The 25,581-nt window shown below is 67.8% G+C and carries 27 protein-coding genes; 7 read left to right on the top strand and 20 right to left on the bottom strand.

What is annotated here, in order from left to right; genetic code table 11:
• The first annotated feature begins 158 nt into the window (after positions 1-158).
• The 4 genes from BHD05_RS04930 to BHD05_RS04915 are packed head-to-tail and all read left to right on the top strand — an operon-like array spanning position 159 to position 4,169.
• Entirely contained in the window at positions 159-1,454 is a 1,296-nt protein-coding gene (locus BHD05_RS04930) for a branched-chain amino acid ABC transporter permease (RefSeq protein ID WP_161885447.1), read from the top strand.
• Positions 1,455-1,463: 9 nt separating this feature from the next.
• Entirely contained in the window at positions 1,464-2,444 is a 981-nt protein-coding gene (locus tag BHD05_RS04925) for a branched-chain amino acid ABC transporter permease (protein WP_161885446.1), read from the top strand.
• Positions 2,437-3,369, top strand: coding sequence for an ABC transporter ATP-binding protein (locus tag BHD05_RS04920; RefSeq protein WP_161885445.1), 933 nt, complete (start codon positions 2,437-2,439; stop codon positions 3,367-3,369). The genes BHD05_RS04925 and BHD05_RS04920 overlap by 8 nt, the downstream gene beginning before the upstream one ends.
• Before the next feature lie 41 nt (positions 3,370-3,410).
• Positions 3,411-4,169 carry an ABC transporter ATP-binding protein gene (locus tag BHD05_RS04915; RefSeq protein ID WP_161887352.1) on the top strand — a complete coding sequence of 253 codons (759 nt, stop codon included), beginning with the start codon at positions 3,411-3,413 and terminating at the stop codon, positions 4,167-4,169.
• A 208-nt stretch (positions 4,170-4,377) separates the two neighbouring features.
• On the opposite strand, the gene BHD05_RS04910 is transcribed toward BHD05_RS04915, so the two are convergent.
• The 3 genes from BHD05_RS04910 to groES form a co-directional block, all read right to left on the bottom strand.
• On the bottom strand, positions 4,378-5,670 hold the full coding sequence (locus tag BHD05_RS04910) for an ABC transporter substrate-binding protein (RefSeq protein WP_161885444.1): 1,293 nt from the start codon (positions 5,668-5,670) through the stop codon (positions 4,378-4,380).
• Positions 5,671-5,865: 195 nt separating this feature from the next.
• Entirely contained in the window at positions 5,866-6,816 is a 951-nt protein-coding gene (rarD, locus tag BHD05_RS04905; protein WP_236966650.1) for an EamA family transporter RarD, read from the bottom strand.
• A gap of 74 nt (positions 6,817-6,890) precedes the next feature.
• On the bottom strand, positions 6,891-7,187 hold the full coding sequence (gene groES, locus BHD05_RS04900) for a co-chaperone GroES (RefSeq protein ID WP_161885443.1): 297 nt from the start codon (positions 7,185-7,187) through the stop codon (positions 6,891-6,893).
• A 141-nt stretch (positions 7,188-7,328) separates the two neighbouring features.
• Here groES and BHD05_RS04895 point away from each other — a divergent pair, with 141 nt between their 5' ends.
• The gene (locus tag BHD05_RS04895) at positions 7,329-8,516 is read left to right on the top strand and encodes a class I SAM-dependent methyltransferase (RefSeq protein WP_161885442.1); all 1,188 of its coding nucleotides are present in this window, start codon (positions 7,329-7,331) and stop codon (positions 8,514-8,516) included.
• A gap of 40 nt (positions 8,517-8,556) precedes the next feature.
• On the opposite strand, the gene BHD05_RS04890 is transcribed toward BHD05_RS04895, so the two are convergent.
• From BHD05_RS04890 to glmS, 8 genes are all read right to left on the bottom strand, one after another.
• The gene (locus BHD05_RS04890) at positions 8,557-9,120 is read right to left on the bottom strand and encodes a DUF4190 domain-containing protein (RefSeq protein ID WP_161885441.1); all 564 of its coding nucleotides are present in this window, start codon (positions 9,118-9,120) and stop codon (positions 8,557-8,559) included.
• Positions 9,121-9,222: 102 nt separating this feature from the next.
• Complete coding sequence (tsaD, locus tag BHD05_RS04885) at positions 9,223-10,299, bottom strand: tRNA (adenosine(37)-N6)-threonylcarbamoyltransferase complex transferase subunit TsaD (RefSeq protein WP_161885440.1); 1,077 nt, start codon at positions 10,297-10,299, stop codon at positions 9,223-9,225.
• Positions 10,296-10,778, bottom strand: coding sequence for a ribosomal protein S18-alanine N-acetyltransferase (gene rimI, locus BHD05_RS04880; protein WP_161885439.1), 483 nt, complete (start codon positions 10,776-10,778; stop codon positions 10,296-10,298). Before rimI ends, tsaD begins: the two co-directional genes overlap by 4 nt.
• Complete coding sequence (tsaB, locus tag BHD05_RS04875) at positions 10,778-11,410, bottom strand: tRNA (adenosine(37)-N6)-threonylcarbamoyltransferase complex dimerization subunit type 1 TsaB (protein ID WP_161885438.1); 633 nt, start codon at positions 11,408-11,410, stop codon at positions 10,778-10,780. Before tsaB ends, rimI begins: the two co-directional genes overlap by 1 nt.
• A gap of 9 nt (positions 11,411-11,419) precedes the next feature.
• Positions 11,420-11,908 carry a tRNA (adenosine(37)-N6)-threonylcarbamoyltransferase complex ATPase subunit type 1 TsaE gene (gene tsaE, locus BHD05_RS04870; protein WP_202614295.1) on the bottom strand — a complete coding sequence of 163 codons (489 nt, stop codon included), beginning with the start codon at positions 11,906-11,908 and terminating at the stop codon, positions 11,420-11,422.
• On the bottom strand, positions 11,905-13,020 hold the full coding sequence (alr, locus tag BHD05_RS04865; RefSeq protein ID WP_202614294.1) for an alanine racemase: 1,116 nt from the start codon (positions 13,018-13,020) through the stop codon (positions 11,905-11,907). The genes tsaE and alr overlap by 4 nt, the downstream gene beginning before the upstream one ends.
• The gene (locus BHD05_RS04860; RefSeq protein WP_161885437.1) at positions 13,017-13,391 is read right to left on the bottom strand and encodes a holo-ACP synthase; all 375 of its coding nucleotides are present in this window, start codon (positions 13,389-13,391) and stop codon (positions 13,017-13,019) included. The genes alr and BHD05_RS04860 overlap by 4 nt, the downstream gene beginning before the upstream one ends.
• Before the next feature lie 19 nt (positions 13,392-13,410).
• Positions 13,411-15,264, bottom strand: coding sequence for a glutamine--fructose-6-phosphate transaminase (isomerizing) (glmS, locus tag BHD05_RS04855; RefSeq protein ID WP_161885436.1), 1,854 nt, complete (start codon positions 15,262-15,264; stop codon positions 13,411-13,413).
• A gap of 58 nt (positions 15,265-15,322) precedes the next feature.
• Between glmS and coaA the strand changes: the two genes are divergently transcribed.
• Positions 15,323-16,282: a type I pantothenate kinase gene (gene coaA / locus BHD05_RS04850; RefSeq protein ID WP_161885435.1), complete on the top strand. Its 960-nt coding sequence runs from the start codon at positions 15,323-15,325 to the stop codon at positions 16,280-16,282.
• A gap of 57 nt (positions 16,283-16,339) precedes the next feature.
• Here coaA and glmM read toward each other — a convergent pair whose 3' ends face one another.
• The 4 genes from glmM to BHD05_RS04830 form a co-directional block, all read right to left on the bottom strand.
• On the bottom strand, positions 16,340-17,701 hold the full coding sequence (gene glmM, locus BHD05_RS04845) for a phosphoglucosamine mutase (RefSeq protein WP_161885434.1): 1,362 nt from the start codon (positions 17,699-17,701) through the stop codon (positions 16,340-16,342).
• A 27-nt stretch (positions 17,702-17,728) separates the two neighbouring features.
• Positions 17,729-18,232, bottom strand: a complete 504-nt coding sequence (rpsI, locus tag BHD05_RS04840) for a 30S ribosomal protein S9 (RefSeq protein WP_161885433.1) — start codon at positions 18,230-18,232, stop codon at positions 17,729-17,731.
• A 36-nt stretch (positions 18,233-18,268) separates the two neighbouring features.
• Positions 18,269-18,715 (bottom strand): 50S ribosomal protein L13, encoded by a 447-nt coding sequence (gene rplM, locus BHD05_RS04835; RefSeq protein WP_161885432.1) that lies wholly within the window; start codon positions 18,713-18,715, stop codon positions 18,269-18,271.
• Positions 18,716-18,848: 133 nt separating this feature from the next.
• Entirely contained in the window at positions 18,849-19,796 is a 948-nt protein-coding gene (locus BHD05_RS04830) for a tRNA pseudouridine synthase A (RefSeq protein WP_161887348.1), read from the bottom strand.
• Between the two features lie 78 nt (positions 19,797-19,874).
• Here BHD05_RS04830 and BHD05_RS04825 point away from each other — a divergent pair, with 78 nt between their 5' ends.
• Positions 19,875-22,094 carry an acyltransferase family protein gene (locus BHD05_RS04825; protein ID WP_161885431.1) on the top strand — a complete coding sequence of 740 codons (2,220 nt, stop codon included), beginning with the start codon at positions 19,875-19,877 and terminating at the stop codon, positions 22,092-22,094.
• A gap of 481 nt (positions 22,095-22,575) precedes the next feature.
• Here BHD05_RS04825 and rplQ read toward each other — a convergent pair whose 3' ends face one another.
• From rplQ to rpmJ, 5 genes are all read right to left on the bottom strand, one after another.
• The gene (gene rplQ / locus BHD05_RS04820) at positions 22,576-23,232 is read right to left on the bottom strand and encodes a 50S ribosomal protein L17 (protein ID WP_161885430.1); all 657 of its coding nucleotides are present in this window, start codon (positions 23,230-23,232) and stop codon (positions 22,576-22,578) included.
• Positions 23,233-23,282: 50 nt separating this feature from the next.
• Positions 23,283-24,281: a DNA-directed RNA polymerase subunit alpha gene (locus BHD05_RS04815; protein WP_161885429.1), complete on the bottom strand. Its 999-nt coding sequence runs from the start codon at positions 24,279-24,281 to the stop codon at positions 23,283-23,285.
• Between the two features lie 157 nt (positions 24,282-24,438).
• On the bottom strand, positions 24,439-24,837 hold the full coding sequence (rpsK, locus tag BHD05_RS04810; protein ID WP_161885428.1) for a 30S ribosomal protein S11: 399 nt from the start codon (positions 24,835-24,837) through the stop codon (positions 24,439-24,441).
• 42 nt (positions 24,838-24,879) lie between these two features.
• On the bottom strand, positions 24,880-25,254 hold the full coding sequence (rpsM, locus tag BHD05_RS04805; RefSeq protein ID WP_161885427.1) for a 30S ribosomal protein S13: 375 nt from the start codon (positions 25,252-25,254) through the stop codon (positions 24,880-24,882).
• Between the two features lie 143 nt (positions 25,255-25,397).
• A complete protein-coding gene (gene rpmJ, locus BHD05_RS04800) occupies positions 25,398-25,511 on the bottom strand; it encodes a 50S ribosomal protein L36 (protein ID WP_161885426.1) in 114 nt (37 codons plus the stop codon).
• Positions 25,512-25,581: the final 70 nt, after the last annotated feature.

The raw sequence follows: 25,581 nt of genomic DNA, 5'->3' as shown, positions 1-25,581 counted from the left end.
GAGCGAACACGAATATGTCTCTCCCGGAAACATGAGGGACACATTCACTCGATAACGTCAACGACGACGGCTGGCCTCAATCCGAGAGATTCCCTTGACCTCGGTCGCCTGCTCCTGGAGGATTTGTGCCACTCACCATTCGACGAGCAACGTCTCTGATGAGAATCATCGGAGCCGTGCTCGGAACCACGATTGCAGCGCTGATTCTCGCTCTCTCCATCGGCATCGCGCCGGCGAGCGCCGAGTCGACTCCGAGCCCGTCGCCGAGCGGCGACTTCACCAGCACCTTCACCATCGGCGGGCTCATCCGCGACGGCGACACACCCCTCGAGGGCGTCGAAGTGCGGGTCGAGGGCCAGGGATTCGACGAGATCGGCGTGACCGGAGCCGATGGACGTTGGGTCGTCCCCGTTCCCGAGCAGGGCGAGTACACCGCGACCCTGCTGCCCGAGTCCCTCCCCGATGGCGTCGCGCCCCGCGACCCGGACAACATCACGCGTGACGTGAATCTGTCCACGACCAACACGGTCAACGTGCTGTTCCCGACTGGCGAAGGCACTGTCAGCACCTCCAACTTCGGCAGCACACTGATCACCCGCATCATTTTCGGCCTGAATTTCGGCCTGCTTCTCGCACTCGCCGCGATCGGCATTTCGCTCATCTACGGCACCACGAAGCTCAACAACTTCGCGCACGGCGAGATGGTCACCTTCGGCGCCGTGATCTTCCTCATCTTCGGAACGACGCTCGGAGTTCCCCTCATCCCCGCGATCGCGATCACGCTCGTGCTCAGCGCCTTCACCGGCTATGCGCAGGATGCCTGGCTGCACCGGCCGCTGCGGAAGAGGGGGGTGGGTCTCGTGCAGGCGATGATCGTCACGATCGGCCTGTCGATCTTTGTGCGCTACGTGTACCTCTTCGCCATCGGCGGAAACATCGAGACCCTCGACACGGGCCTCACCCAGAACGTTACGATCGGCCCGGCGACAATCACCCTCGCCTCGCTCGTCAGCATGGGGGTGAGCATCGTGATGCTCGGTCTCGTCGGGCTGTTCCTCACCCGCACCCGCATCGGCAAGGCGACCCGCGCTGTGAGCGACAACTCCTCGCTTGCCGCGGCATCCGGCATCAACGTCGACTGGATCATCCGCGTCGTGTGGATTCTCGCGGCAACCCTCACGGGACTCAGCGGAATCCTGTACGGCATCTTCCGCCAGGTGAACTGGAACATGGGGTTCCAGATCCTCCTGTTGCTGTTCGCCGCCGTCACCCTCGGCGGTCTCGGCAGCGCGTTCGGCGCGCTCGTCGGTTCCCTCGTCATCGGAATCGTGACCGAGGTGTCGACCATCTGGATCCCGAACGACCTGCGCTACGCCGTCGCGCTCCTCATTCTCATTCTTGTTCTGCTCGTGAGACCCCAGGGCGTACTGGGTCGCAAAGAGCGAGTCGGCTAGGAGGCCATCATGGACTGGGGACAGATTCTCTCAACCGCCGCCGGCGAACTACTGAGCCCGGTGACGGCCGCATACGCCCTCGCCGCGATCGGTATCGGCGTTCACTTCGGCTATGCCGGCCTGCTCAACTTCGGCCAGGCCGGGTTCATGGCCATCGGCGCCTACGCCTTCGTCGTGCCCACACTTCTCTGGGGCTTTCCGATCTGGGCGGCCTTCCTCTCGACGATCCTCGTGAGCGTGCTCTTCGCGCTGCTGCTCGGGATTCCGACGCTGCGGCTTCGGGCCGACTACCTCGCGATCGTCACGATCGCGAGCGCGGAGATCGTGCGGTTCGTCGTCTCGACCTCCGGGCTCACCGCCATCACCGGCGGAGCCACAGGGCTCTCCGGATATAACGGCGGGTTTATCGATCTGAACCCGTTCGCTCCGGGCCGCTATGGGTTCGGCCCGTGGGAGTTCTCGGCGAACCAGCTGTGGGTTCGTGTCTTCGGCTGGGGCCTCGTGATCATCGCGAGCGTTCTGGTGTTCCTGCTCATGCGCAGCCCGTGGGGCCGTGTGGTCAAGGGCATCCGCGAAGACGAGGATGCGGTGCGCAGCCTCGGGAAGAACGTCTACGCGTACAAGATGCAGGCCCTGATCCTGGGTGGTGTGTTCGGTGCGTTCGCCGGAGTGATCTACGTGCTGCCCAGGTCGCTGCAGCCCACCAACTACGGCACGACCCTGACCTTCTTCATCTGGACGATGCTGCTGCTGGGCGGGGCGGCGACCATCTTCGGCCCGATTGTCGGCGCAATGATCTTCGCCGCCCTGCTGACCCTGAGCGACGGTATCGTGCGCGGACTCATCCGGGCGGACATCGTCACATTCATCAGCGGAACTCAGGCCGGCCAGATACGGTTCATGATCATCGGGGCCGTTCTCATGCTCTTGGTGATATTCAGACCCCAGGGAATCTTCGGAAACAAGAAGGAGCTGTCGTTCAATGTCTGACACGATGCTGACCCACCCTCTCGTCGACGGGCCGGTCGGACCGGGCTGCAAGAAGGTCGACCCGATCGTCGTCGCCGACAACGTCACGCGCACCTTCGGTGGACTCACGGCTGTGGATGTCGCACACGTCGAGATTCCCAGGAACGCGATCACGGCACTGATCGGGCCCAACGGCGCCGGCAAGACCACCTTCTTCAACCTGCTCACCGGCTTCGACAAGCCGAACACCGGCCAGTGGAGCTTCGAGGGGCACAGCCTCGCGAGGGTGCCCGCATTCCGGGTGGCTCGCAAGGGAATGGTGCGCACCTTCCAGCTGACCAAATCGCTGGGCCGGTTGAGCGTGCTGCAGAACATGCTGCTCGGCGCCACCAAGCAGCCAGGTGAGAACATCTTCACGGCGCTCATCAAGCCGCTGTGGAGCAAGCGCGAGGAGACGATCACCTCGAAGGCGGAGGAGATCCTCGCGCGCTTCAAGCTGCTCGAGAAGAGCGAGGACTACGCGGCATCGCTGTCGGGCGGCCAGCGCAAGCTGCTCGAGATGGCGCGGGCGCTCATGAGCGACCCAGTGCTGATCATGCTCGACGAACCGATGGCCGGAGTGAACCCCGCGCTCACCCAGTCACTGCTGGGCCACATCAAGGAGCTCAAGGCGGAGGGAATGTCGGTGCTGTTCGTCGAGCACGACATGCACATGGTCAGGCACATCTCCGACTGGGTCATCGTGATGGCCGAGGGCAAGGTCGTCGCCGAGGGCCCCCCTGACCAGGTCATGAACGACCCGGCCGTCATCGATGCCTACCTCGGCGCGCACCACGACACCGACCTCGGCGAGATGACCGGAGCCACCCCCGTCATCGAGGAGAACGACGTCGCGGCCGACAACGCGGACAAGAAAAACGCGGACAAAAGAGAGGGCGCGATCTGATGTCTGAGACTGCCAACACGACCACGGGAACGGCACCCACCATGACGGGCGAGCCGGTGCTCTACAGCACTGACCTTGTCGCGGGCTACATCCCCGGCGTCAACATCCTCAACGGATGCAATATCACCGCCTACCCGGGCGAGCTCATCGGCATCATCGGGCCCAACGGCGCCGGCAAGTCGACATTCCTCAAGGCGGTGTTCGGCCAGGTGAACATCCGCAGCGGCACGATCCACCTCAAGGGTGACGACATCACCGGCCTCAAGGCCGACAAGCTCGTCACCAAGGGCGTCGGGATGGTTCCGCAGAACAACAACGTCTTCCCGACGTTGTCGATCGAGGAGAACCTCGAGATGGGCCTGTTCCAGCGCCCGAAGGTCTGGGCGGAGCGCTTCGAGTTCGTCACGGAGCTGTTCCCCGAGCTCGCGAGCCGCCGCAAGCAGCGCGCGGGGTCGCTCTCGGGCGGCGAGCGCCAAATGGTCGCGATGGCCAGGGCACTCATGATGGACCCGTCGGTGCTGCTGCTCGATGAGCCATCCGCCGGCCTCTCCCCCGTGCGGCAGGACGAGACGTTCCTGCGCGTGCACCAGATCAACCGTGCCGGAGTCTCGGTCATCATGGTCGAGCAGAACGCACGCCGCTGCCTGCAGATCTGCGACCGTGCGTACGTGCTCGACCAGGGCACGGACGCCTACACGGGTACCGGACGCGAGCTACTGAAGGACCCGAAGGTCACCGAGTTGTACCTCGGCACCCTCGCGGCCGACGTCGACGCGGACAAGAAGGCCCGCGGGGTCTGAGTCGCCCCTGACGCCCCGAAGGCCCCACGACTGAGTTCTGGTTGCGGGGCCTTTTCTGTGGGCACAGGTGGGCTCTAAGCGGCCTCCGCCGGTTGAGCAGGTCGCGCAGCCAGAGCGCGCTGCTCAGCCAGCAGCGTGCCCTTCGCACGACAGAGGGGCCCGACCTTTCGGCCGGGCCCCTCCGTTGTCGTGCGTGGTGCTGTGCGAATTACTCCGCGAGGCTGCCGAACTCGGCGTTCAGCGGCACGTAGCGGTTGTCCGCTCCGTACTGGTAGATACCGATGAAGGCCTCGGTCGGGTCGCCGTTCTCATCGAACGTGATCGGTCCCGAGGGGCCGTCGTAGTCGATGTCTTCGCCGTCGTTGACAAGCGCGAGGCAGTCCGCGAAGGACTCGCACTTCTCGCCACCCTCGGTAACCGACTGGAGGTTGTCGCGGATGGTGGTCGGGTCGTCGCTTCCACCTTGGGCAGCGGCAAGCGCACTCACGATGACGGCATCGTACGACTCAGCGGAGTAGCTGAAGTCGGTGAGCGACGGGTCGATCTCGAGCAGGCGCTCACGGAAGTCATCCGAGGCGAAGTTACCCGGCAGGGTTCCCTTTGCACCATCGAGGGTGCCCTCGGGGAACTCGTAGCTGTTCGAGAGGTTGCCGTCGACGAAGTAGACCTTGTCGGACGGGAAACCCTGCGTGTTGACCAGCTCCGGGATGATCGAGGCCGTCTCGGCGAACGCGATGACCGCGACCGCGTCAGCACCGCTCGCGAGCACCTCGTCGACGATCGCCGTGAACTGCGTGTCACCGGTGTTGTAGGGCACCGATGCCGTCACGGTTCCGCCGGCATTCTCGATGGCGATCGTGGCGTTGTCGGTCAGGCCGATTCCGTAGGGGTCGTTGATGTAGATGATGCCGACATTCTCATTGCCGTCGCCGACGATGAGGTTGCCGAGCACGCGGCCCTGGAGCACGTCGCTCGGGGCGGTGCGCCAGTACCATCCATCGTCCTCGTAGTCCGTGAAGTCCGGCGAGGTGTTGGCGGGGGAGATCTGCAGGACACCGGCGTTGACGAGCTGGTCGATGAAGGTGAAGGAGACACCCGACGACGCCGCGCCGATGACGACATCGGCGTCGAGGCCGATGAGCTCTCCCGCGGACTGCGTCGCGATGTCCGTGTCGCCGTCGCCGGAGTCACGGTGGATGACCTCGACCTCGAACTCGAAGTCCGATTCGCTGATCTCGGCTGCGGCCAGGTCGACGCCGGCGAACTCGGGCGGGCCGAGGAAGGCGAGGTTACCGGTCTGCGGAAGGATCGTGCCGACCGTCAGTACGCCGTCAGCGGCGCGACCGGAGGTCGCGGGACCGTCGCCCTCGTCGTCTTCGGCGGGCGTGCTGGCACAGGATGCCAGCAGCAGGATGCTCGCGGAAGCGACCGCGAGTGCCTTGATGCCCGTCGCGAAGGCGTTCGAGCGGGAAGGCTGTGAGCCCTTCAGGAATGCGCTCATTGTGCTCCTTGATGTTGTGATTGCAGGCACAGAAATACCACGCCTGTTCTCTGAAGGTATAGAGGCGGGCGCGCGGACACAATACAACCGCGTTACAGGCGTGTAACGCGACTAAATCGTTACATTTCATCATCCGGATGATCAACCGCGGCGGTACTCGTCTGTCCCTGCCACGAAAGTCGCCATTTTCGTGCGTCAGGTGAGCAGCGGAACGTTGCGCCTGGCGACCCTGCCGCTCGCGACCATGTCGAAGGTCAGCACCGCCAGCGCCACCCAGACGAGCCCGAATCCGACCCAGCGCTCCGGCGGCATCGCCTCTCGCAGCACGAAGGCCCCAAACGCGAACTGGATCAGTGGGGCGAGATACTGGATCAGGCCGAGCGAGATGAGCGGAAGCCGCCGGGCCGCCCCCGCGAACAGCAGCAGCGGCACCGCCGTGATGACGCCGGAACCGATGATCAGGATCGTGTGCGCCACGCTGACCGTGCCGATCGTGAGTCCCGTGGTCGTGGCGACGAGTGCGAGCTGGAGGATGGCGACGGGCGCCAGCCACGCCGTCTCGAGGGCGAGCCCGCTGACGGCATCCACCGAGGGGCCGACGCGCTTCTTGATGAGGCCGTAGAACCCGAACGAGAGGGCGAGGGCAAGCGAGATCCACGGAAACTCGCCATACCCGATCGCGAGCACGAGAACCGCGACGAAGCTGATGCTCACCGCAATCCACTGCAGTGGACGCAGCCGCTCGCGCAGCACAAGCACTCCGAGCAGAACAGTGACGATCGGGTTGATGAAGTAGCCCAGCGCACCCGCGAGCACGCGGTCGGTGAGCACCGCGTAGATGTACACCTGCCAGTTGACGTAGATGAACGCGCCCGCGAGCGCCATGGTGAACAGCAGTCTCGGCGTGCGTACGATCCGCGCGACGGCTGTCCATCGCCGGGTCGCGCTGAGCAAAATCGCGCAGAAGACGAGAGAGAACATGATGCGCCCGGCGACGATCTCGAACGGACCGGTCGGAGCCAGCAGCAGGAAGTAGACCGGGAGCAGACCCCACAGCCCGTAGGCGGAGACCGCCTGAATGAAACCGGCGCGACGCGTCGCGGCGATCGACTCCAGCGTGGACTTGGGGTTCGCGGCATCCGGCACTCCAGAAATTCTACCCCGGGTACGACGAAGGCCCGCCCGGCGAACCGGACGGGCCTTGCGAAGTGCTGCTGGTGTTAGCGGACGACGACCGCGAGCACGTCGCGAGCCGAGAGGACGAGCAGGTCGTCTCCGCCGTACTTCACCTCGGTTCCGCCGTACTTGGAGTAGATGACCTTGTCGCCGACGGCGATGTCGAGGGGAACGCGGTTGCCGTTGTCATCGATGCGACCCGGTCCGACCGCGACGACCTCGCCCTCCTGGGGCTTCTCCTTCGCGGTGTCCGGGATGACGAGACCGGAAGCAGTTGTCTGCTCCGCCTCGACCTGCTTGATCACAATGCGATCTTCGAGCGGCTTGATGGAGACCGACACAGTTGACCTCTTTCTCAGTACTAAGGGCTTGTGGGTTGGCACACTCATGGTGAGAGTGCCAGAAGTAGCTTACGGGTTTCGTTAGCACTCCCGCAATCGGAGTGCCAGTGCGCGCGTCGGCGGGGGTGGAAGAATGGGCTGATGGAGACCTCCGAGCTGCTTGACGTGCTGTCCGCCGACGGGCTCCGGCTGCTCGATTCGCTCGACCCCTACGATTCCAAGGCCGATGTCGTCCGAACGGTCAGCGAACTGCGCGCCGCCGGGCACTCCCCCGGCATGGTCGCGGCGGTGCTGAACCAGTCCAAGCTGCGGGCCAAGGCCGGCCCCAAGTTCGGCGCGTTCGCCGAGCGGATGCTGTTCACCGAGGCCGGACTCGAGCAGGCCACCCGGCTGAGCGTCGCGGCACTGCACGCCGGGCGTTTCCGCGACGCCGGCCTCGCCTCGGTCGCCGACCTGGGCTGCGGGATCGGCGCGGATGCCCTCGCACTGGCCGCCCTCGACCTCCTGGTGACGGCGGTCGAGCGTGACGAGGTGACCGCGGCAATCGCCGCCTACAATCTCGCCCCGTGGGACAACGTGACGGTGGTGCACGCGGATGCAGTCGACGTGCCGCTCGACGACGTCGATGCGGTGTTCCTCGACCCCGCCCGCCGCACGGCCGGCCACCAGAACACCTCGCGGCTGCGCGACCCCGCCGACTTCTCGCCATCGCTCGAGTTCGCGTTCGGCCTCGGCGAGCGGATGCCGACGGGCATCAAGCTCGGCCCGGGGGTCGACCGCGACCTCATTCCGGCCGGCGCCGAGGCGCAGTGGATCTCGGTCGATCGGGAGGTCGTCGAACTTGGGGTGTGGTTCGGCGCGGCCGCGCGGCGCGGCATCGGGCGTGCCGCGCTCGTGATCGGTGACCACGGCACCGCAGAGCTGACCGGGCCCGCCGACAGCGAGGATGTCGAGACTGGCGCCATCGGCCAGTTCGTCTATGAGCCTGACGGTGCTGTTATCAGGGCCCGACTCATCGGCGACCTCGCCCGGCAGATCGGCGCGCGAATGCTCAGCACCGGCATCGCTTACCTCACCGCGGACAAGCTCGTTACGACACCATTCGCGCGCGCGTTCACGGTGATCGAGGTTCTGCCGTTCGACGAGCGCACTCTCAGGCGGGAGCTCGCTGCCCGCGGTATCGGAACACTGGAGATCAAGAAACGCGGCGTCGATGTCGATCCGGCACAGCTGCGCAAAAAGCTTGCCCTCAAGGGCAGGGCGAGCGGTACTCTCATCGTCACGCGCGTCGCGGGGCGGCACTGCGCGCTGCTGGTGGAGCGGGCGTAACGCACGCAGCCACAACGCGCGCGAGCGGCACCGCGCCGGGTTAGAAGTCCTGGTTCGGGAAGCTTGTGGGGCTGCCCAAGCTGAAAAGGGCGATCCAAAATACGAGCGCGATGAGCGCGATTGCGACCCCGATGAAGCCGGTGATGAGCGCGGTGAGCCAGAACGGGCGAGCCTTGTCGCCCTCGCGCTTCTTGCCGAGGAAGCCGAGCACGATTGCGGCGGCGGGGATGAACAGCCCGAAGATCGAGCCGATGATCGGCAGAATCGCGATCCCGGAGCCGAGCAGGCCGACGATTCCGGCGATCATGCCGATGAGGCTGAGCGTTTTCGTTGGGGCCGGCGAGCCGTAGCTCGACTGGCTGGAGCCGGTGGGCTGGCTGGAGCCGTAGCTCGACTGGCTGGAGCCGGTGGGCTGCCCGTAGCCGGTCGGCCGGTCGTAGCCGCTCGGCTGCGCATATCCGCCCGGCTGGGATGGCTCGGACCCGTAGGGCACCGATTCCGGCTGCGCGTATCCGCCACCCGCGGGCGCGGGCGGCACCGGCGGCGGAGTGGAGGCGGGGGGTCGATTCGGATCGACGGGACCGTCGTCGCGGGGATCTGACATGGGAGGCTCCTTACAACGGCAACTAAAACTCAAGGGTGCTCACAGCATTCCCTAGGTATCTGCGACTGTCAAACGCTTGTGACGCCTCAGGGGCGGGGCTCCTCAGGCCTGGATCGAGGTGACCGGAAGCGTCGAGTCGGCCGAGAAGCCCAGGCCGGATGGCGCGTGCCCCGCCATGATGAGCTGGGCTCCGAGCGCCGCGATCATCGCCCCGTTGTCGGTGCACAAGGCCAGCGGCGGGATGCGCAGCTCGATACCGGCCTCCGCGCACCGCTCCGCCGCCAGCTCACGCACACGCGCGTTCGCCACGACGCCGCCGCCGAGCAGGAGCCTCGGCACCCCGAGGTCGAGGCACGCGGCGACCGCCTTCGCCACGAGCACGTCGGCCACCGACTCACGGAAGGACGCCGCGACATCCGCAAGGGGCACGGCCTCGCCCGCATCGCGCTTCTGCTCGACCCACCGCGCAACGGACGTCTTGAGCCCGGAGAACGAGAAGTCGTAGCGGTGCCGCTCGAGGTCCTTTGCCTGGCTGAGCCCGCGGGGGAAGCGGATGCTGCGCGGGTCGCCGCCGACGGCCGCCCGGTCGATCTGCGGCCCACCGGGGTAGGGCAGGCCGAGGAGCCTCGCGACCTTGTCGAAGGCCTCCCCCGCGGCGTCGTCGATCGTCTCGCCGAGCAGTTCGACGTCGGAAACGAGGTCGCGCACGAGCAGCAGCGAGGTGTGGCCGCCGGAGACGAGCAGCGCTACGGTGGGCAGCTCGATCGCCGTCCCGTCGTCGCGGAGCACATCCGCGCCGACGTGGCCGACGAGGTGGTTGACGGCATAGAGCGGACGGTCGAGTGCCACGGCGAGCGCCTTCGCGGCGCCGACCCCAACCATGAGTGCGCCGGCGAGCCCGGGACCGCTCGTCACTGCGACAGCGTCGATCTCGTCGAGGCCCACCCCCGCCTCGGCGAGCGCAGCGGTAATCGCGGGGCCGAGCGCCTCGAGGTGCGCCCGCGCGGCGATCTCGGGCACGACGCCGCCGAACCGGGCGTGCTCCTCCATCGAGGAGGAGATGACGTTGGCGAGCAGGGTGCTGCCGCGCACGATGCCGATCCCGGTCTCATCGCAGCTCGTCTCGATGCCGAGCACAAGCGGCTCGGCGGCAGACGTGGGGGTTGCGGCCGCGCTCACGCGAGCACCGTTCTCGGGGCCTCGAGTCTCAGGCGCATGACGATCGCATCCATTCCGTCCGGCTGGTAGTAGGCGACCCGCACGGCAATTCTCTCGAAGCCGAGCGAGGCGTAGAGCGTCTGTGCTCCCGGGTTGTCGGCGCGCACTTCCAGGAAGACCTCCAGCACTCCGCGGCTGCGCGCCTCGGCGACCAGCGACTGCACGAGGAGCCGGCCGAGGCCCTCCCGCCGGGATCCCTCGGCGACCGCGATCGTCTGCACGTCGGCCTCCCTGGCACCCCGCGGGGAGAACAGGCCGGCGTAGCCCGCGATTGCCTCTGGCGTCTCCGGCCGGAACGCGACGAGGTAGTAGCACTGGCGGTTGGCGAGCTCCGAGCGCATCCCGTCGCGGGACCAGGCGTCGCTGAGAAAGCTGCTGTTCTCGATGAGCATGATGCGGTCGAGGTCGCCGGCGCCGGCCCGCCGCAGCTGCCAGGCCATCAGCTGACCCGCTTGGGGCCGGCCGACGCGACCGCGTCGGGGGCGCGGAGGTAGAGCGGTGCGGCGCCGGCGAACGACCGGCCAGCGGAGAACATCGCTTCGGCGAGGAGTCCGAGCGCGGCGGCGGACACGTCGGCGGCGTCGAGTCGCTCGTAGGAGTCGTAGCCGGCGACAGCGACAGCGAGGTCGTCCGGCCGTGCGAGTCCCGCCGGTTCCGCCCTGTCGGGGATACCTGCGTCGTCGACGCCGCGGTAGGCGGACCAGTAGACCTCGCGCCGGCGGGCATCCGTCACGACGAGCAGCGGTCCGGTCGCCCCGGCCGAGTAGTGGGCGAAGGCGATCGCGTCAGGGCTCACGACTCGCACGAGCGGCGCATCCGCTCCGAGGGCGAACGCCTGCGCCGCCGCGATGCCGACGCGCAGCCCGGTGAACGGCCCTGGGCCCATGCCGGCGACGATTCCGGAGAGCGCCGTGATCGGCACCCCGGACTCGGCGACGCACTCGGCGATGAAGGTTCCGATGATCTCGGCGTGCCCTCTCGTGTCGGCTGAGGAGCGTTCGCAGAGCACGCCGCGCTCGCGGTCGACGACCGCGACGGAGGTGCCGGCTGAGGTGTCGATCGCAAGGAGCATCCGGCCAGTTTAAGCGAACGGATGCCGATCCCAGCGCGGCCCGAGCGGCCGGATGGTGACCTGCCGCGGCTCGGGCCCGCCGAGGTCCTCCGCGTGCACGGATGCGCCGCCCGCCCCCGTCGGCCGCGCGATCGACACCTCGAGAAGCGAGTCGCTGATCCCGTCGAGCATCCCCGCCGCCCATTCGACGACGACGATCGAGCCCTCGAAGTCGATGTCGAGGTCGTCGAGCTCCGCCGCACTGCCGAGCCGGTAGGCGTCGACGTGCACGAGCGGTGCGCCGCCGTCGGCGCGCGGATGCGTGCGGGCGAGCACGAACGTCGGGCTCGTCACCGCGCCGCGCACCCCGAGCTCGTCGCCCAGCCCGCGGGTCAGGGTGGTCTTCCCCGCCCCGAGCTCGCCGTTCAGGGCGACGATGTCTCCCGCGCGCAGCTGCCGGGCGATGCGGCGACCGAGCTCGGCCATCTGCTCCGGCGTCTGGATCTCGAGCCGGATCATGAGGTGTAGCGCCGTTCGATGCGGCCGCCGAGCCGCGTGACGATCTCGTAGTTGATGGTGCCGGCCGCGGCCGCCCAGTCGTCGGCCGACGGCACTCCCGTGCGCGGGTCGCCGAAGAGCACGGCGCGGTCGCCGACCGCGACGGCCGCGTCGCCGACATCAACGACGAACTGGTCCATCGCGACCGTTCCCGCGATGCGGTAGGTCGTGCCGTTGATGGAGACGGGCCCGACACCGGATGCCTGCCGCGGGACTCCCTCCGCGTAGCCGAGCGGCACGAGCGCGAGGGTCGTCTCCCGGGTCGTACGGTAGCGGTGGCCGTAGGAGACGCCAGTGCCGGCCGGCATCCGCTTGACCGACACGATCCCGGCGCTCAGCTCGAGGGCGGGGCGCAGGCCCAGCTCGACCGAGCTCTCGTCGTCGTAGGGGGTCAGCCCGTAGATTCCGATGCCGAGCCGCACGAGGTCGAACCGGGCCGACGGCATCCGCAGGGCAGCGGCGGTGGAGGCGAGGTGGCGTAGCTCCGGCGTGAGCCCGGCCGCTCCGGCGAGCGCCGAGGCGTGCTCGAAGGCCTCGAGCTGGGCGAGGTCGTCGGCGTCTCCCGCGTTCGCGAGGTGACTGAACAGGCCGCGGACGCGCAGCGCGCCGCCGCGCTCGTGCGCCGCTGCGGCCGCGAACAGTGCCTCACACCCGGCGAGCGGCACCCCGCCGCGGCCAAGGCCCGTGTCGACCTTGATGTGCACGAGGGCGGGTGCTGCCCGGGAGGCGGTTGCTGCGGCCTTGTCCAGCTGCGCCGGTGAGCCGATGCCGATGTCGATGCCCGCGTCGATCGCGGGCGCGAAGTCGGCGTCGGGCGCGTGCAGCCAGGTGAGGATCGGGGTGTCGAGACCGGCGGCGCGCAGCGCCAGGGCCTCGGCGATCTCGACGACGCCGAGCCAGTCCGCTCCGCCCTCGATCGCGGCCCGCGCGCTCGGCACCGCGCCGTGGCCGTAGCCGCCCGCCTTGACAACCGCCATCGTGTGCTCGGCGCGGATCCGGGCGCGCAGCAGCTCGACGTTCGCCGAGATCGCAGACAGGTCGACGCGCGCCTCGCGCAGCGGCCGGGCGCTCACGAGTCGCGCCCCTCCGCGATGACCCAGGCGAGCGCGATGCCCGCGTCGTGGGTCATCGTGAGGTGGATGCTGGAGATGCCGCGGGCCGCGGCGATCGCGGCGACCGCGCCGTGCAGCTCGAACGAGGGATTGCCGAGACCGTCGGAGACGACCCGCATGTCGTGCCAGCGCACCCCCGCGGAGTCACCGATGGCCTTGATGAGGGCCTCCTTCGCGGCGAACCGGCCGGCCAGCGAGCGTAGCGACAGCATCCGCTCGGGGGTGGAGCGCTCGCTCTCGGCGAACAGGCGTGGCACGAGGCCACGGGTGCGGGAGGCGGCGCGCTCGAATCGAGCGAGGTCGACGACGTCGACCCCGATTCCGATGATCACGGCGCCATCCCGGGGCGCATCACTCGACCGTGACGGACTTCGCGAGGTTGCGCGGCTGGTCGACGTCGAGCCCCTTCGCGGCGGCGAGCTCCATCGCGAAGATCTGCAGCGGCGCGACGGCGAGCAGCGGCTCGAACAGGGTCGAGGCGAGCGGGATCGGGATGACGACGTCGGCGTAGGGCAGCACTGCGGCGTCGCCCTGCTCGGCGATCGCGAGGATGCGCGCACCCCTGGCCCGGATCTCCTGGATGTTGGAGACGACCTTCGGGTGCAGCGAGTTCTCGCCGCGCGGGCTCGGTACGACGACGAACACCGGCTGGCCGGGCTCGATGAGCGCGATCGGGCCGTGCTTGAGCTCACCCGCGGCGAAGCCCTCGGCATGGATGTAGGCGAGCTCCTTGAGCTTGAGCGCGCCCTCGAGCGCGACCGGGAAGCCGGCGTGACGGCCGAGGAAAAGCACGGCGCTCGTGTCGACCATCCAGCCGGCGAGCTCCTTGATCTTGTCGTGCTGCTCGAGCACGGTCGCGAGCTGGTCGGGGAGCGCCTGCAGCTCCTCGAGCAGCCCCGAGATCTCCCGCTTGGTGAGGGTGTCGCGCACGGCGGCGAGGTGCAGGGCGAACAGGTAGAACGCGGCGATCTGCGCCACGAAGGCCTTCGTCGAGGCGACGGCGACCTCGGGGCCGGCGTGCGTGTACATGACGGCATCCGACTCGCGCGGGATCGTCGCGCCCTGGGTGTTGCAGATCGAGAGGGTGCGTGCGCCGGCGTCGACGGCGTATTTGACGGCCATCAGGGTGTCCATGGTCTCGCCGGACTGGCTCACCGAGATGACGAGGGTCTTCTCGTCGAGGATCGGGTCGCGGTAGCGGAACTCGTGCGAGAGCTCCACGTCGACGGGGATCTTCGCCCACTTCTCGATGGCGTACTTCGCGAGCATCCCTGAGTAGGCGGCGGTGCCGCAGCCGAGGATCACGATGCGGTTGATCTCGGCGAGGGAGTCGCGCAGCGGCTCGAGCTCTTCGACGTGCACGGCGCCGTCGGTGATGCGGCCGAGTAGCGTCTTGGCGATCGCCTCCGGCTCCTCGCTGATCTCCTTCGCCATGAAGCTCGACCAGCCGCCCTTTTCCGACGCGGAGGCATCCCAGGCGATCTCGAACTCGTGCGAGTCGACCGGGTTGCCGTCGAAGTCGGTAATGGTGACGGACTCGGCGCGGATGCTGACGATCTGGTCCTGGCCGATCTCCACGGCGCGGTGGGTGTGCTCGACGAACGCCGCGACATCCGATCCGAGGAAGTTCTCGCCATCGCCCAGCCCGATCACCAGCGGGGAGTTGCGGCGGGCGCCGACGACAACGCCGGGCCCGTCGGTGTGCAGCACGAGCAGCGTGAACGCGCCGTGCAGCCGCGCGACGACGTTGCGGAGGGCGAGGGCGAGGTCGTGGGTCTCCTGGTACTCGAAGCCGACGAGGAACGCGGCGACCTCGGAGTCGGTCTCGCTCGTGAAGACGGTGTCCGGGTGCTGCTCGATGAGCTCGCGCTTGAGCTCGGCGAAGTTCTCGATGATGCCGTTGTGGATGAGGGCGAGCTTGCCGTTGTCGCCAAGGTGCGGATGCGCGTTCTGGTCGGTCGGTCCGCCGTGCGTCGCCCAGCGGGTGTGGCCGATGCCCGTGGAGCCGTTCGCGAGTGCGCGGCCGTCGAGGTCGTCGATGAGCATCTTGAGCTTGCCGGCCCGCTTTCGCGTGTGCATCGCGCCCTCCGGATCGATGACCGCGATTCCCGCGGAGTCATATCCGCGATACTCGAGGCGACGCAGTCCCCCCAGCAGAACCTCAACCGACTTGGCACTTCCGACATATCCCACGATTCCACACATGGAGTCGATGTTACGGGAGCAAACCCCGCACTACGCGCCCGGGCTAGTCTTGGAACCTATGGCTGAGCACGGATCCGGGCACGCGTCGAGCAACGGCAACGGCTCCCCCTTCATCGAAATCGACCGAGCGAGCTGGGCGGAACTCGCGCCGGCGACCCCGCTCCCCCTCACCCCGAACGAGATCGTTGAGCTGCGCGGACTCGGCGACGTGCTCGACCTGCGCGAGGTGAGCGAGGTCTACCTGCCACTCAGCCGCCTCATCAACCTATACGCGGCCAGCGCGAAGCAGCTCCACCGGGCCACGAGCGGCTTCCTCGGCACGCGCGCGGAGAGCACCCCGTTCGTGATCGGTGTCGGCGGCTCCGTCGCCGTCGGCAAGTCGACGATCGCCAGGCTGCTGCGCGAGCTCCTCGCCCGCTGGGACGACACCCCCCGGGTCGAGCTCATCACCACCGATGGCTTCCTCCACCCGAACGCCGAGCTCGAACGCCTCGGCCTCATGAGCCGCAAGGGCTTCCCGGAGTCGTACGACCGCCGCGCACTTCTCCGATTCGTCAGCAAGATCAAGAGCGGGGCGGAAGAGGTGCGGGCGCCGTTCTACTCGCACCTGAGTTACGACATCGTGAGCAACGCCGAGATCGTCGTGCGCCGCCCCGACATCCTCATCGTCGAGGGCCTCAACGTGCTGCAGCCCGCGACGAGGACGCACCGTCTGGCGGTGAGTGACCTGTTCGACTTCTCGGTGTATGTCGACGCGCGCAGCATCGACATCGCCCGCTGGTACGAGGAGCGCTTCCTGAAGCTGCAGCAGGGCGCATTCGCGAACCCGAAGTCATACTTCCACCGCTACGCGACGCTGTCGCCGGAGGAGGCTCGGGCGACGGCGCGGGACATCTGGAACCGGATCAACGGCCCCAATCTGGCCGAGAACATCCTGCCCACCCGGTCACGAGCGACGCTCGTGCTACGCAAGAACGCGCAACACGCCGTGGATCACGTGCTGGTGCGCAAGATCTAGCGCGATTGCGCTCCTCTGGCACCGCGCACGCCCGCGCGCATCGCTGGGCGTCAGTGGCTACAGTGCGAGCTGCTGCCGCACGATGTCGGCGAGCTCGTGGGCGATGCGGTCGGCGGTCGATTGCTCGGTAGCCTCGACCATGACCCGCACGAGCGGCTCGGTTCCGGATGCTCGCAGGAGCACACGCCCGTTCGATCCGAGCTCCGCCTCCGCAGCCACGACCGCGGCGGCAATGACCTCGTTCGAGGCGAGGGCGCGGCGGTCGACGCCTTTCACGTTGATCATGATCTGCGGGTACACCGTCATCACCGAGGCGAGCTCGGCGAGCGACTTCCCGGTTCGGGCCATCTCGGCCATGATGTGCATGCCGGTGAGGATGCCGTCGCCGGTCGTCGCGAAGTCGCTCATGATCACGTGGCCGGACTGCTCGCCGCCGAGGCTGAGCCCGCGCTCGTTGAGCGCCTCGAGCACGTAGCGGTCGCCGACCTTGGTCTCGACCATCGTGATGCCGTGCTCGGCCATCGCGACCTTGAGGCCCAGGTTGCTCATGACTGTCGCGACGAGGGTGTTCTCACGCAGCAGGCCGCGATCCTTCATCGACAGCGCGATGATCGCCATGATCTGGTCGCCGTCGACGACCTTGCCTGTCGCATCCACAGCGAGGCAGCGGTCGGCGTCACCGTCGTGGGCGATGCCGAGATGTGCACCGTGCTCGAGCACCGCCGCAGCGAGGCCGTCGAGGTGGGTCGAGCCCACCCCATCGTTGATGTTGAGGCCGTCGGGGTCCGCGCCGATCACGGTGACCTTCGCCCCGGCATCCGTGAACACCTCGGGCGAGACGCCGGCTGCGGCGCCGTGGGCGCAGTCCAGAACAACGTGCAGGCCGTCCAGACGGTGCGGCAGCGCGCCGAGCAGGTGCACAACGTACCGGTCCTCTGCATCCGCGAACCGCGTGATGCGTCCGACCTGCACCCCGGTCGGGGCGAGCTTGTCCGTGCCGAGCGCCGCCTCGATGCGGTCCTCGACGATGTCGGGCAGCTTCGTGCCGCCCTGCGCGAAGAACTTGATCCCGTTGTCGGGAGCCGGGTTGTGCGACGCGGAGATCATGACGCCGAAATCCGCACCGATGTCGCCGATGAGGAACGCTGCGGCAGGAGTGGGCAGCACTCCAGCATCCAGCACATCGACGCCGGACGAAGCGAGGCCAGCGGCCACCGCCGCGATGATGAACTCGCCCGAGATCCGCGGATCCCGCGCGACCACCGCGACGGGGCGGCGCCCTGAGGCGCGCCGCCCGTCCGCGATGCTTCCTTCTCCGAGAACGACCGCTGCCGCCTGCGCGAGGCTCAGCGCGAGTTCGACCGTGAGGTCAGAATTCGCGAGTCCCCGAACACCGTCGGTACCAAACAGACGTGGCATGAAAGGCGGCCGTTGCCCGGAACGCGATTAGCGCTTCGAGAACTGAGGAGCCTTGCGCGCCTTCTTGAGCCCGGCCTTCTTGCGCTCCTTGACGCGAGCGTCACGGCTGAGGAAGCCGGCCTTCTTGAGGATCGCGCGGTTGTTCTCCTCGTCGATCAGGTTGAGCGAGCGGGCGATGCCGAGGCGCAGCGCGCCGGCCTGGCCGGACGGGCCACCGCCGGTGATGCGCGCGATGACGTCGTAGCTGCCGACGAGGTCGAGCACCTTGAACGGGTCGTTGATCAGCTGCTGGTGCAGCTTGTTCGGGAAGTAGTCCGCGAGCTCGCGCCCGTTCACCACGAAGGTGCCCGAGCCGGGAGTGATGCGCACGCGGGCGATGGCCTGCTTGCGACGGCCGACGGCTGCTCCGGGAACGTTCAGCACCGCGCGGGGCGCCTTGGGGGCCGCGTCAGCAGCGCTTTCGGTCGAGTAGTTGTCCTGTGCGACCTCGCCGAGAGCGGCGCTGTCGAGGGAGTCTGAAATCTTCGCCATGAGTAAAGGAATCCTTTTGCTTTATTACTGGCGGCGCTACTGCGCGACCTGGGTGAGGGTGAAGGTCGTCGGCTGCTGTGCCGAGTGGGGGTGCTCCGGGCCTGCGTACACCTTGAGCTTGGTCAGCTGCGCGCGGCCGATCGAGTTCTTCGGGAGCATTCCGCGGACGGCCTTCTCCACTGCACGGGTCGGGTGCTTCTCGAGCATTTCCGCGTAGGTGGTCGCCGTCAGTCCGCCCGGGTAACCCGAGTGGCGGTAGGCCTTCTTCTGCGCGAGCTTCGAACCCGTCAGGGCGATCTTCTCGGCGTTGATGATGATGACGAAGTCGCCGGTGTCCATGTGGTTGGAGAAGATCGCCTTGTGCTTGCCGCGCAGCAGCGAAGCCGCGTGGGTCGCGAGGCGGCCGAGGACGATGTCGGTCGCGTCGATGATGAGCCAGTCGCGCTGGATGTCATCGGGCTTCGGGGAATAGGTGCGCGTCACAGTAGTGCTGCTTTCTGTCGAAATGAGGTGTTCGTGAATCCCACTCCGTGGAACGTTCCCGATGGGAACCTTGCCGGTGGAGGGCTCAACTTCGGATGTCGCGCTAGATGAGCGCAGGCACCAAGGGTCAAGATTAGTCCACTTCGCCTCGCGCGGTCAAACTCGCCCCCGCGTCGAGCTTCGGGCGTCGGTTGCGCGTCAAGTCGGCGCGCGCCTGGAGACCGTCGGCCGTCTCGGGGTAGCCGATCTCGACGAGCACGAGACCCTTGGCCGGCATTACTTTGAATTCGCTGCCTCGGGCCAGCTCGTCCCGGATGCCGGTGAGCCGCTCGACGGGAAGATTGCCCTGCCCGGCCGCGACGCAGGCGCCGACGAGCGAGCGCACCATGCTGTGGCAGAAGGCATCCGCCTGCACCCGCGCGAGGAGCACCCCGTCGGCATCCCGGTCCCACCAGAACTCCTCGAGGCTGCGCACCGTCGTCGCCCCGTCGCGAGGCTTGCAGTACGCCGCCCAGTCGTGCAGGCCGAGCAGCGACGCCGCCGCCTGGTTCATGAGCCCGACGTCGAGCGCGGCCGGATACCAGAGGGTGCGGTGCCGCTCGAGCGGATTGCGCGGTGCCGAGGTGTCGGCGATGCGGTATTCGTACCGTCGCCAGAGGGCCGAGAATCGGGCGTCGAAGCCGGGCAGGGCGAGTGCGCTCCGCGCGACGTGCACATCGCTGTCGATCCCCGCGATGCCGTTGATCCGCCGGCCGAGCGACGCCGGCCCGTCGTACACACGCCCGGCGAGCTTGCCACGCCGCGGCCGGTCGAGGCTGCGCAGCTGGGCGGGGGTGAGGTCGAGGTGGGCCACCTGGCCGGTCGCGTGCACTCCGGCATCCGTTCGTCCCGCGACTACGAGAGACGCCACGGGAGTGTGCCGGCGCAGGATCACTCCGAGCGCGTCTTCGATCGCGCCCTGAACGGTTCGCACAGTCGGCTGCGTCGCCCAGCCGGTAAAGTGACCACCGTCATACGCGATGTCGAGGCGGATGCGCGTGGTCGGCGGTTCCGGCCGCTCGCCTGCTTGCTCCCGATTCATCACGCAGACGAGTCTATTGGCGCCTGAGCGAGCATCCCGCAGAGGCCATCCGGGGAGGGGCCATCCGGGGAGGGGGGCATGTCCGTGCGCGCCATCGACCCCCTTGCGGCATCCGTTCCGGCGGCCGTTCCGGCGGCCGGTCGGGCATCCGTTCCGGCGGCCGGTCGGGCATCCGTTCCGGCGGTCCGGTTCGCCGGTCTCGACGGGCTGCGCGCGATCGCGGTCGGCGCGGTTCTCGTCTACCACCTCACCCCGGGCGTGCTGCGCGGCGGCTTTCTCGGCGTGGACCTGTTCTTCGTTATCAGCGGGTTCCTGATCACCTCGCTGCTGCTGCGCGAGCGGGGCGAGACGGGACGCATCAGCCTCGTGACCTTCTGGCGGCGCCGGGCGAGGAGGCTGCTGCCCGCACTCGGCCTGCTGCTGCTGGCGTCCTGTGCCACGGCCTGGCTCATCGGCGGCGACGTGCTGGTCGACCTTTCCCGCCAGGTTCTCGGGGCGCTGACCTTCAGCAGCAATTGGCTCGACATCACGGCGGACCGCAGCTACTTCGACGCCACTTCCCCCGAGCTGTTTCGCAACCTCTGGTCGCTCGCCGTCGAGGAGCAGTTCTACCTGGCCTGGCCGCTCGCCGTGCTGGGCCTCGCGCTGCTGCCCGGCCGCGTGTGGCGGCTGGCCGTGGTGGGGCTGCTCGCCGCGGCATCCGTCACGGCGATGGCGGTGCTCTACGTGCCCGGCGGCGACGCCACCCGGGTGTACTACGGAACCGACACGCACAGCTTCGGGCTCACCATCGGCGCCCTCGTGGCCCTCGCGGCGCACGAATGGGTGCCGCAGCGGTCGGCCTGGTCGCGGACCGCGCCGCGCTTCGCCCCCGCTGTCGCGGCCATCGGCCTCACCGGCATCGGGGCGGGCATGGTCTTCCTGTCTGAGGATGCGCCGTTCGGCTACCGCGGCGGCCTCGCGCTGGTCTCCGTGCTCGCAGCGCTCACGATCGCCGCGGCGATCGTGCCGCACTCCCCCGTCGGCCGGATGCTCGATGCCGCCCCACTGCGCTGGATTGGCGAGCGATCGTACGGTCTCTACCTCTGGCACTGGCCCGTGTTCATCCTCGTGCTCAGCGCGCTGCCGACCTGGCCGCGCTCGGGCGCGAGTGGCTGGGCCCTCGGCGGCATCGCGCTCGCGGTCACGGTCGCCGCCGCCTGGTTCTCCTACCGGTTCGTGGAGCAGCCGGTGCGGCACCACGGGTTCCGGGCGAGCCTGGCCGCCCTGATCGGCCCGCTGCGCGGCGCACCCCGCGGCGAGCCCCGCGGCGTGCTCCGTGGCGTGCTCCGTGGCGTGCTCCGTGGCGTCCGAGGGCGTGCGACCGGTGGCCCGAGCGGCAGCTCGACCGGCGCGTCCCACGGCGCATTCCGCTGCGCATCCCACGGCGCGTCCCACGGCGCGTCCCACGGCGCATCCCAAGGCACATCCCGCGCCGCATCCCGCGCCGCATCCCGCGCCGCATCCCGCGCCGCATCCCACCGACGCGTCGTCGCCGCGACGAGCGCGCTCGCCGTAATCGCCGCCGGAATGGTCGGAACGATCGGCGCCATCGCCGCAAACCCGATTGGCAGCGACGCGCAGACCAGAATCGAGCAGGGGCAGGATGCGATCGAGCGGCCGGGTGCCCCAGGGGTGCCTGGTTCCTCAGGGCGGCCCGGTTCCCCAGGGCGGCCAGGCGCCCCGAATGCCGCGACACCAGGGGGGCAGGCGACTCCCGCGCCGCTGCCGGGCGGGGACCAGATCACTGCGATCGGCGACTCCGTCATGCTCGCATCCGCCCCCGAACTTCAGGCTGCGTTCCCCGGCATCCAGATCGACGCCGTCGTCTCCCGCCAGCTCGCCCAAGCGCCGGCCCTGCTGGGGGCGCTCATGGATGCGCGCACGCTGCGGCCGATCGTGCTCGTCGGGCTCGGCACCAACGGACCGATTGACCGCGCGACGCTCGAGGAGCTGCGTGCGCTGGTCGGACCCACCCACCAGATCGTGATCGTCAACGTCTACGCCCCGCGTGGCTGGACCGATGGTGTCAACGAGGCGCTCACCAGCTTCGCGAGGCAGCACCGCGACGTGGAGCTCGCCAATTGGCGTGATGCGATCGCCCGGCAGCTGTCGCTGCTGGCGCGCGATCAGATCCACCCGGGTTCGGAGGGAGGCAAGGTTTACGCCGCTGTCGTGCGCGACGCGCTGCAGCGGCTCGCCGAGATCCCGCCGCTGCTGCGACCGAACGGCTACGGGCTGGCGCCCCGGCCTGAGTAGCGGCGCCTGCGCGGCTGCGCGGCTGCGCGCCTGCGCGCCTGCGATCGGTTCACGCGCACGCTGTTCACCCGCGTGCGTGTAATCACACCGGCGCGACTGAACAACACCCGCGTGAATCGCGCACAGGTCAGATGAGCCCAATCCTCCAGGTTGAGCGGCCCCACCTGGCGCAATCGGCATGGTCGCGACACGGCCTGCATGGTCGCGGCGCAATCCGCATGGTCGCGGCGCAATCGGCATGGTCGCGGCGCGATCGGCATGATCGCGGCGCAATCTGCTCAACCGGCACTATCTCCCGCGCACGGCTCCTTGTCCGTTCACGCGCACGCTGTTCACCCGCGTGTATGTAATCGCACCAGCGCGCGCGAACAACACCCGCGTGAACCGCGCGCGGGTCAGTTGAGCCCGATCTGCTCGCTCGGCAACGCACAAACCCCGCACCTCCTGAAGGAGGCGCGGGGCTTGTGGCGTGAAGCGGATGCTACTTGGCGTCGGTATCCGTCTTGGCGTCGGTGTCCGCAGCGGCGTCCGACTTGGCGTCGGTATCCGTCTTGGCGTCGGTGTCCGCAGCGGCGTCTGACTTGGCGTCGGTGTCCGCAGCGGTCTCGGCCGGAGCCTCGTCCGCCGCGGTCTCCTCGGCGGTGGTCTCATCGGTCGAGGCCTCATCGGTCGCAGTCTCGTCAGACGCGGCGGCCTCCTCGGAGGTCTGCTCCTCGACGGGCTCGTCGGTGACGACGGCCTTGGCAGGCTTGTCGGCCTTGGCCTTCGGCTTGGCATTGACGGGCTCGAGAACGAGCTCGATCTGCACCATCGAGGCGTTGTCGCCCTTGCGGAAGCCGAGCTTCGTGATGCGGGTGTAGCCGCCCTCACGGTGCTCGACGAGCGGCGCGATCTCGGTGAAGAGCTCGTGGATGACGCTCTTGTCGCCGATGATCCCGAGGGCGCGACGACGGTTGTGAAGGTCGCCCTTCTTGGCGAAGGTGATCAGGCGCTCGGCGACGGGGCGAAGGCGCTTGGCCTTCGTCTCGGTCGTCTTGATGCTCTTGTGGGTGAACAGGGCGGCGGCGAGGTTCGCGAGCATGAGGCGCTCGTGAGCCGGCCCTCCACCGAGGCGCGGACCCTTAGTAGGTGTAGGCATTGTGTTCTATCTCCGTCAATCTTGAAAGTGAGTCGTCGCGAGCGACGAGACTAGTTGGTCTCTTCGACGGCGTCGTCATAGCCGCTGTAGAAGTGGGCTCCATCGAAGCCGGGAACGGTGTCCTTGAGGGAGAGTCCCATCTCGACCAGCTTGTCCCTGACCTCATCCACCGACTTCTGTCCGAAGTTGCGGATGTTCATGAGCTGCGTCTCCGACAGTGCGACGAGTTCGCTCACGGTGTTGATGCCCTCGCGCTTGAGGCAGTTGTAGCTGCGCACGGAGAGGTCGAGGTCTTCGATCGGCATGCTCAGCTCGGTCGAGAGGACGGCGTCGACCGGCGCGGGGCCGATCTCGATGCCCTCTGCCGCCGTGTTGAGCTCGCGCGCCAGACCGAACAGCTCGGTCAGGGTGCGGCCGGCGGATGCGATGGCGTCGCGCGGGGTGATCGCGGACTTGGTCTCGACGTCGACCACGAGGCGGTCGAAGTCGGTACGCTCACCGGCACGAGTCGCCTCGACACGGTAGGTCACCTTGAGCACGGGCGAGTAGAGCGAGTCCACCGGAACCTGGCCGGCCTCGCTGAATTCGCTGCGGTTCTGGGTCGCCGACACGTAGCCGCGGCCACGCTCGATCGTCAGCTCGAGTTCGAACTTCGCCTTGTCGTTGAGCGTCGCGATGACGAGCTCCGGGTTGTGGATCTCCACACCGGCCGGAGCCGAGATGTCGGCAGCGGTGACCTCACCAGCGCCCTGCTTGCGAAGGTACGCGGTGATCGGCTCGTCGTGCTCGCTCGACACAACCAGGCCCTTGATGTTCAGGATGACCTCGGTGACGTCTTCCTTCACCCCGGGAACCGTGCTGAATTCGTGGAGCACTCCGTCGAGGCGGATGCTGGTGACAGCGGCGCCGGGGATCGAAGAGAGCAGGGTGCGGCGAAGCGAGTTGCCGAGCGTGTAACCGAAACCGGGTTCGAGCGGCTCGATGATGAACCGCGAGCGGAACTCGGTGATGTTCTCTTCGGTAAGAGTTGGACGCTGTGCAATCAGCACTGTTGATTCCTTTCGGCGAAGTGTCCGCTATTTGACACTTGGGGCTCCCGACTGGATGGCGGCCCAGTCGTGTATTGAGTTGTGTAGAAGTAGGGGGCATGCCGGGCGACGGGGCGCTTGCGCGCTCCCGCCACCCGGCAGCCAAGGAAGAGCAGTGTTAGACGCGGCGACGCTTCGGCGGACGGCAACCGTTGTGCGCCTGGGGCGTCACATCGTTGATCGAACCGACCTCGAGGCCAGCGGCCTGAAGCGAACGGATGGCGGTCTCGCGACCCGATCCCGGTCCCTTCACGAACACGTCGACCTTCTTGACACCGTGCTCCTGCGCCTGGCGGGCGGCGGACTCCGCCGACAGCTGCGCGGCGAACGGGGTCGACTTGCGCGAACCCTTGAAGCCGACCGTGCCGGACGATGCCCAGCTCAGAACGGCCCCGGTGGGGTCGGTGATGGTGACGATGGTGTTGTTGAACGTCGACTTGATGTGGGCCTGGCCCACGGCGACGTTCTTCTTCTCTTTACGACGCGGCTTACGAGCGGCCGATTTTGGTGCTGCCATTGTTTTCTCCTAAAACTTGTATGGCGATACGAGCAATGCTCGCTATCGGGCCTTCTTCTTGCCGGCGACGGTGCGCTTCGGGCCCTTGCGGGTACGAGCGTTGGTCTTGGTGCGCTGTCCGTGGACCGGAAGTCCACGACGGTGGCGGATGCCCTGGTAGCTCCCGATCTCGACCTTGCGGCGAATGTCGGCTGCGACCTCACGACGAAGGTCACCTTCTACCTTGAAGTTGACTTCGATGTAGTCACGAAGTGCGATGAGCTGATCGTCGGTCAGATCCTTGACGCGGATCTCCCCGCTGATTCCGGTGTCGGCGAGCGTCTTGAGGGCGCTCGTACGGCCAACGCCGTAAATGTAGGTCAGTGCAACTTCCACGCGCTTATCGCGCGGGATGTCTACGCCTGCTAGACGTGCCATGGTGGCTTCTCCTGCTGTGTGAATGGAGGTCTGTAGCGGTTCCTGTGCAGTGGCCTCCAACCACTGGTGTCCCCCTCGTGAAAGGGATCCGGACCGCTATTTTCTGTGTTCAGTTGCGTACTGCGAGCAGCGTTCCGGGGGTATTAGCCCTGGCGCTGCTTGTGGCGGGGGTTGTCGCAGATGACCATGACGTTGCCGTTGCGACGGATGACCTTGCACTTCTCGCAAATTGGCTTGACGCTGGGGTTGACCTTCATAGTGATTCCTTGTGTTCGCTGTCTTCGTACCTGCCGGAACCCGGCTGGCCGTTACTTTCCAGCATCCGCG

The sequence above is a fragment of the Marisediminicola antarctica genome (genome assembly GCF_009930795.1).
GTDB lineage: Bacteria > Actinomycetota > Actinomycetes > Actinomycetales > Microbacteriaceae > Marisediminicola > Marisediminicola antarctica.
The sequence above is the reverse complement of the archived record's forward strand: the minus strand, read 5'-3'. Positions and strand labels throughout refer to the sequence as shown.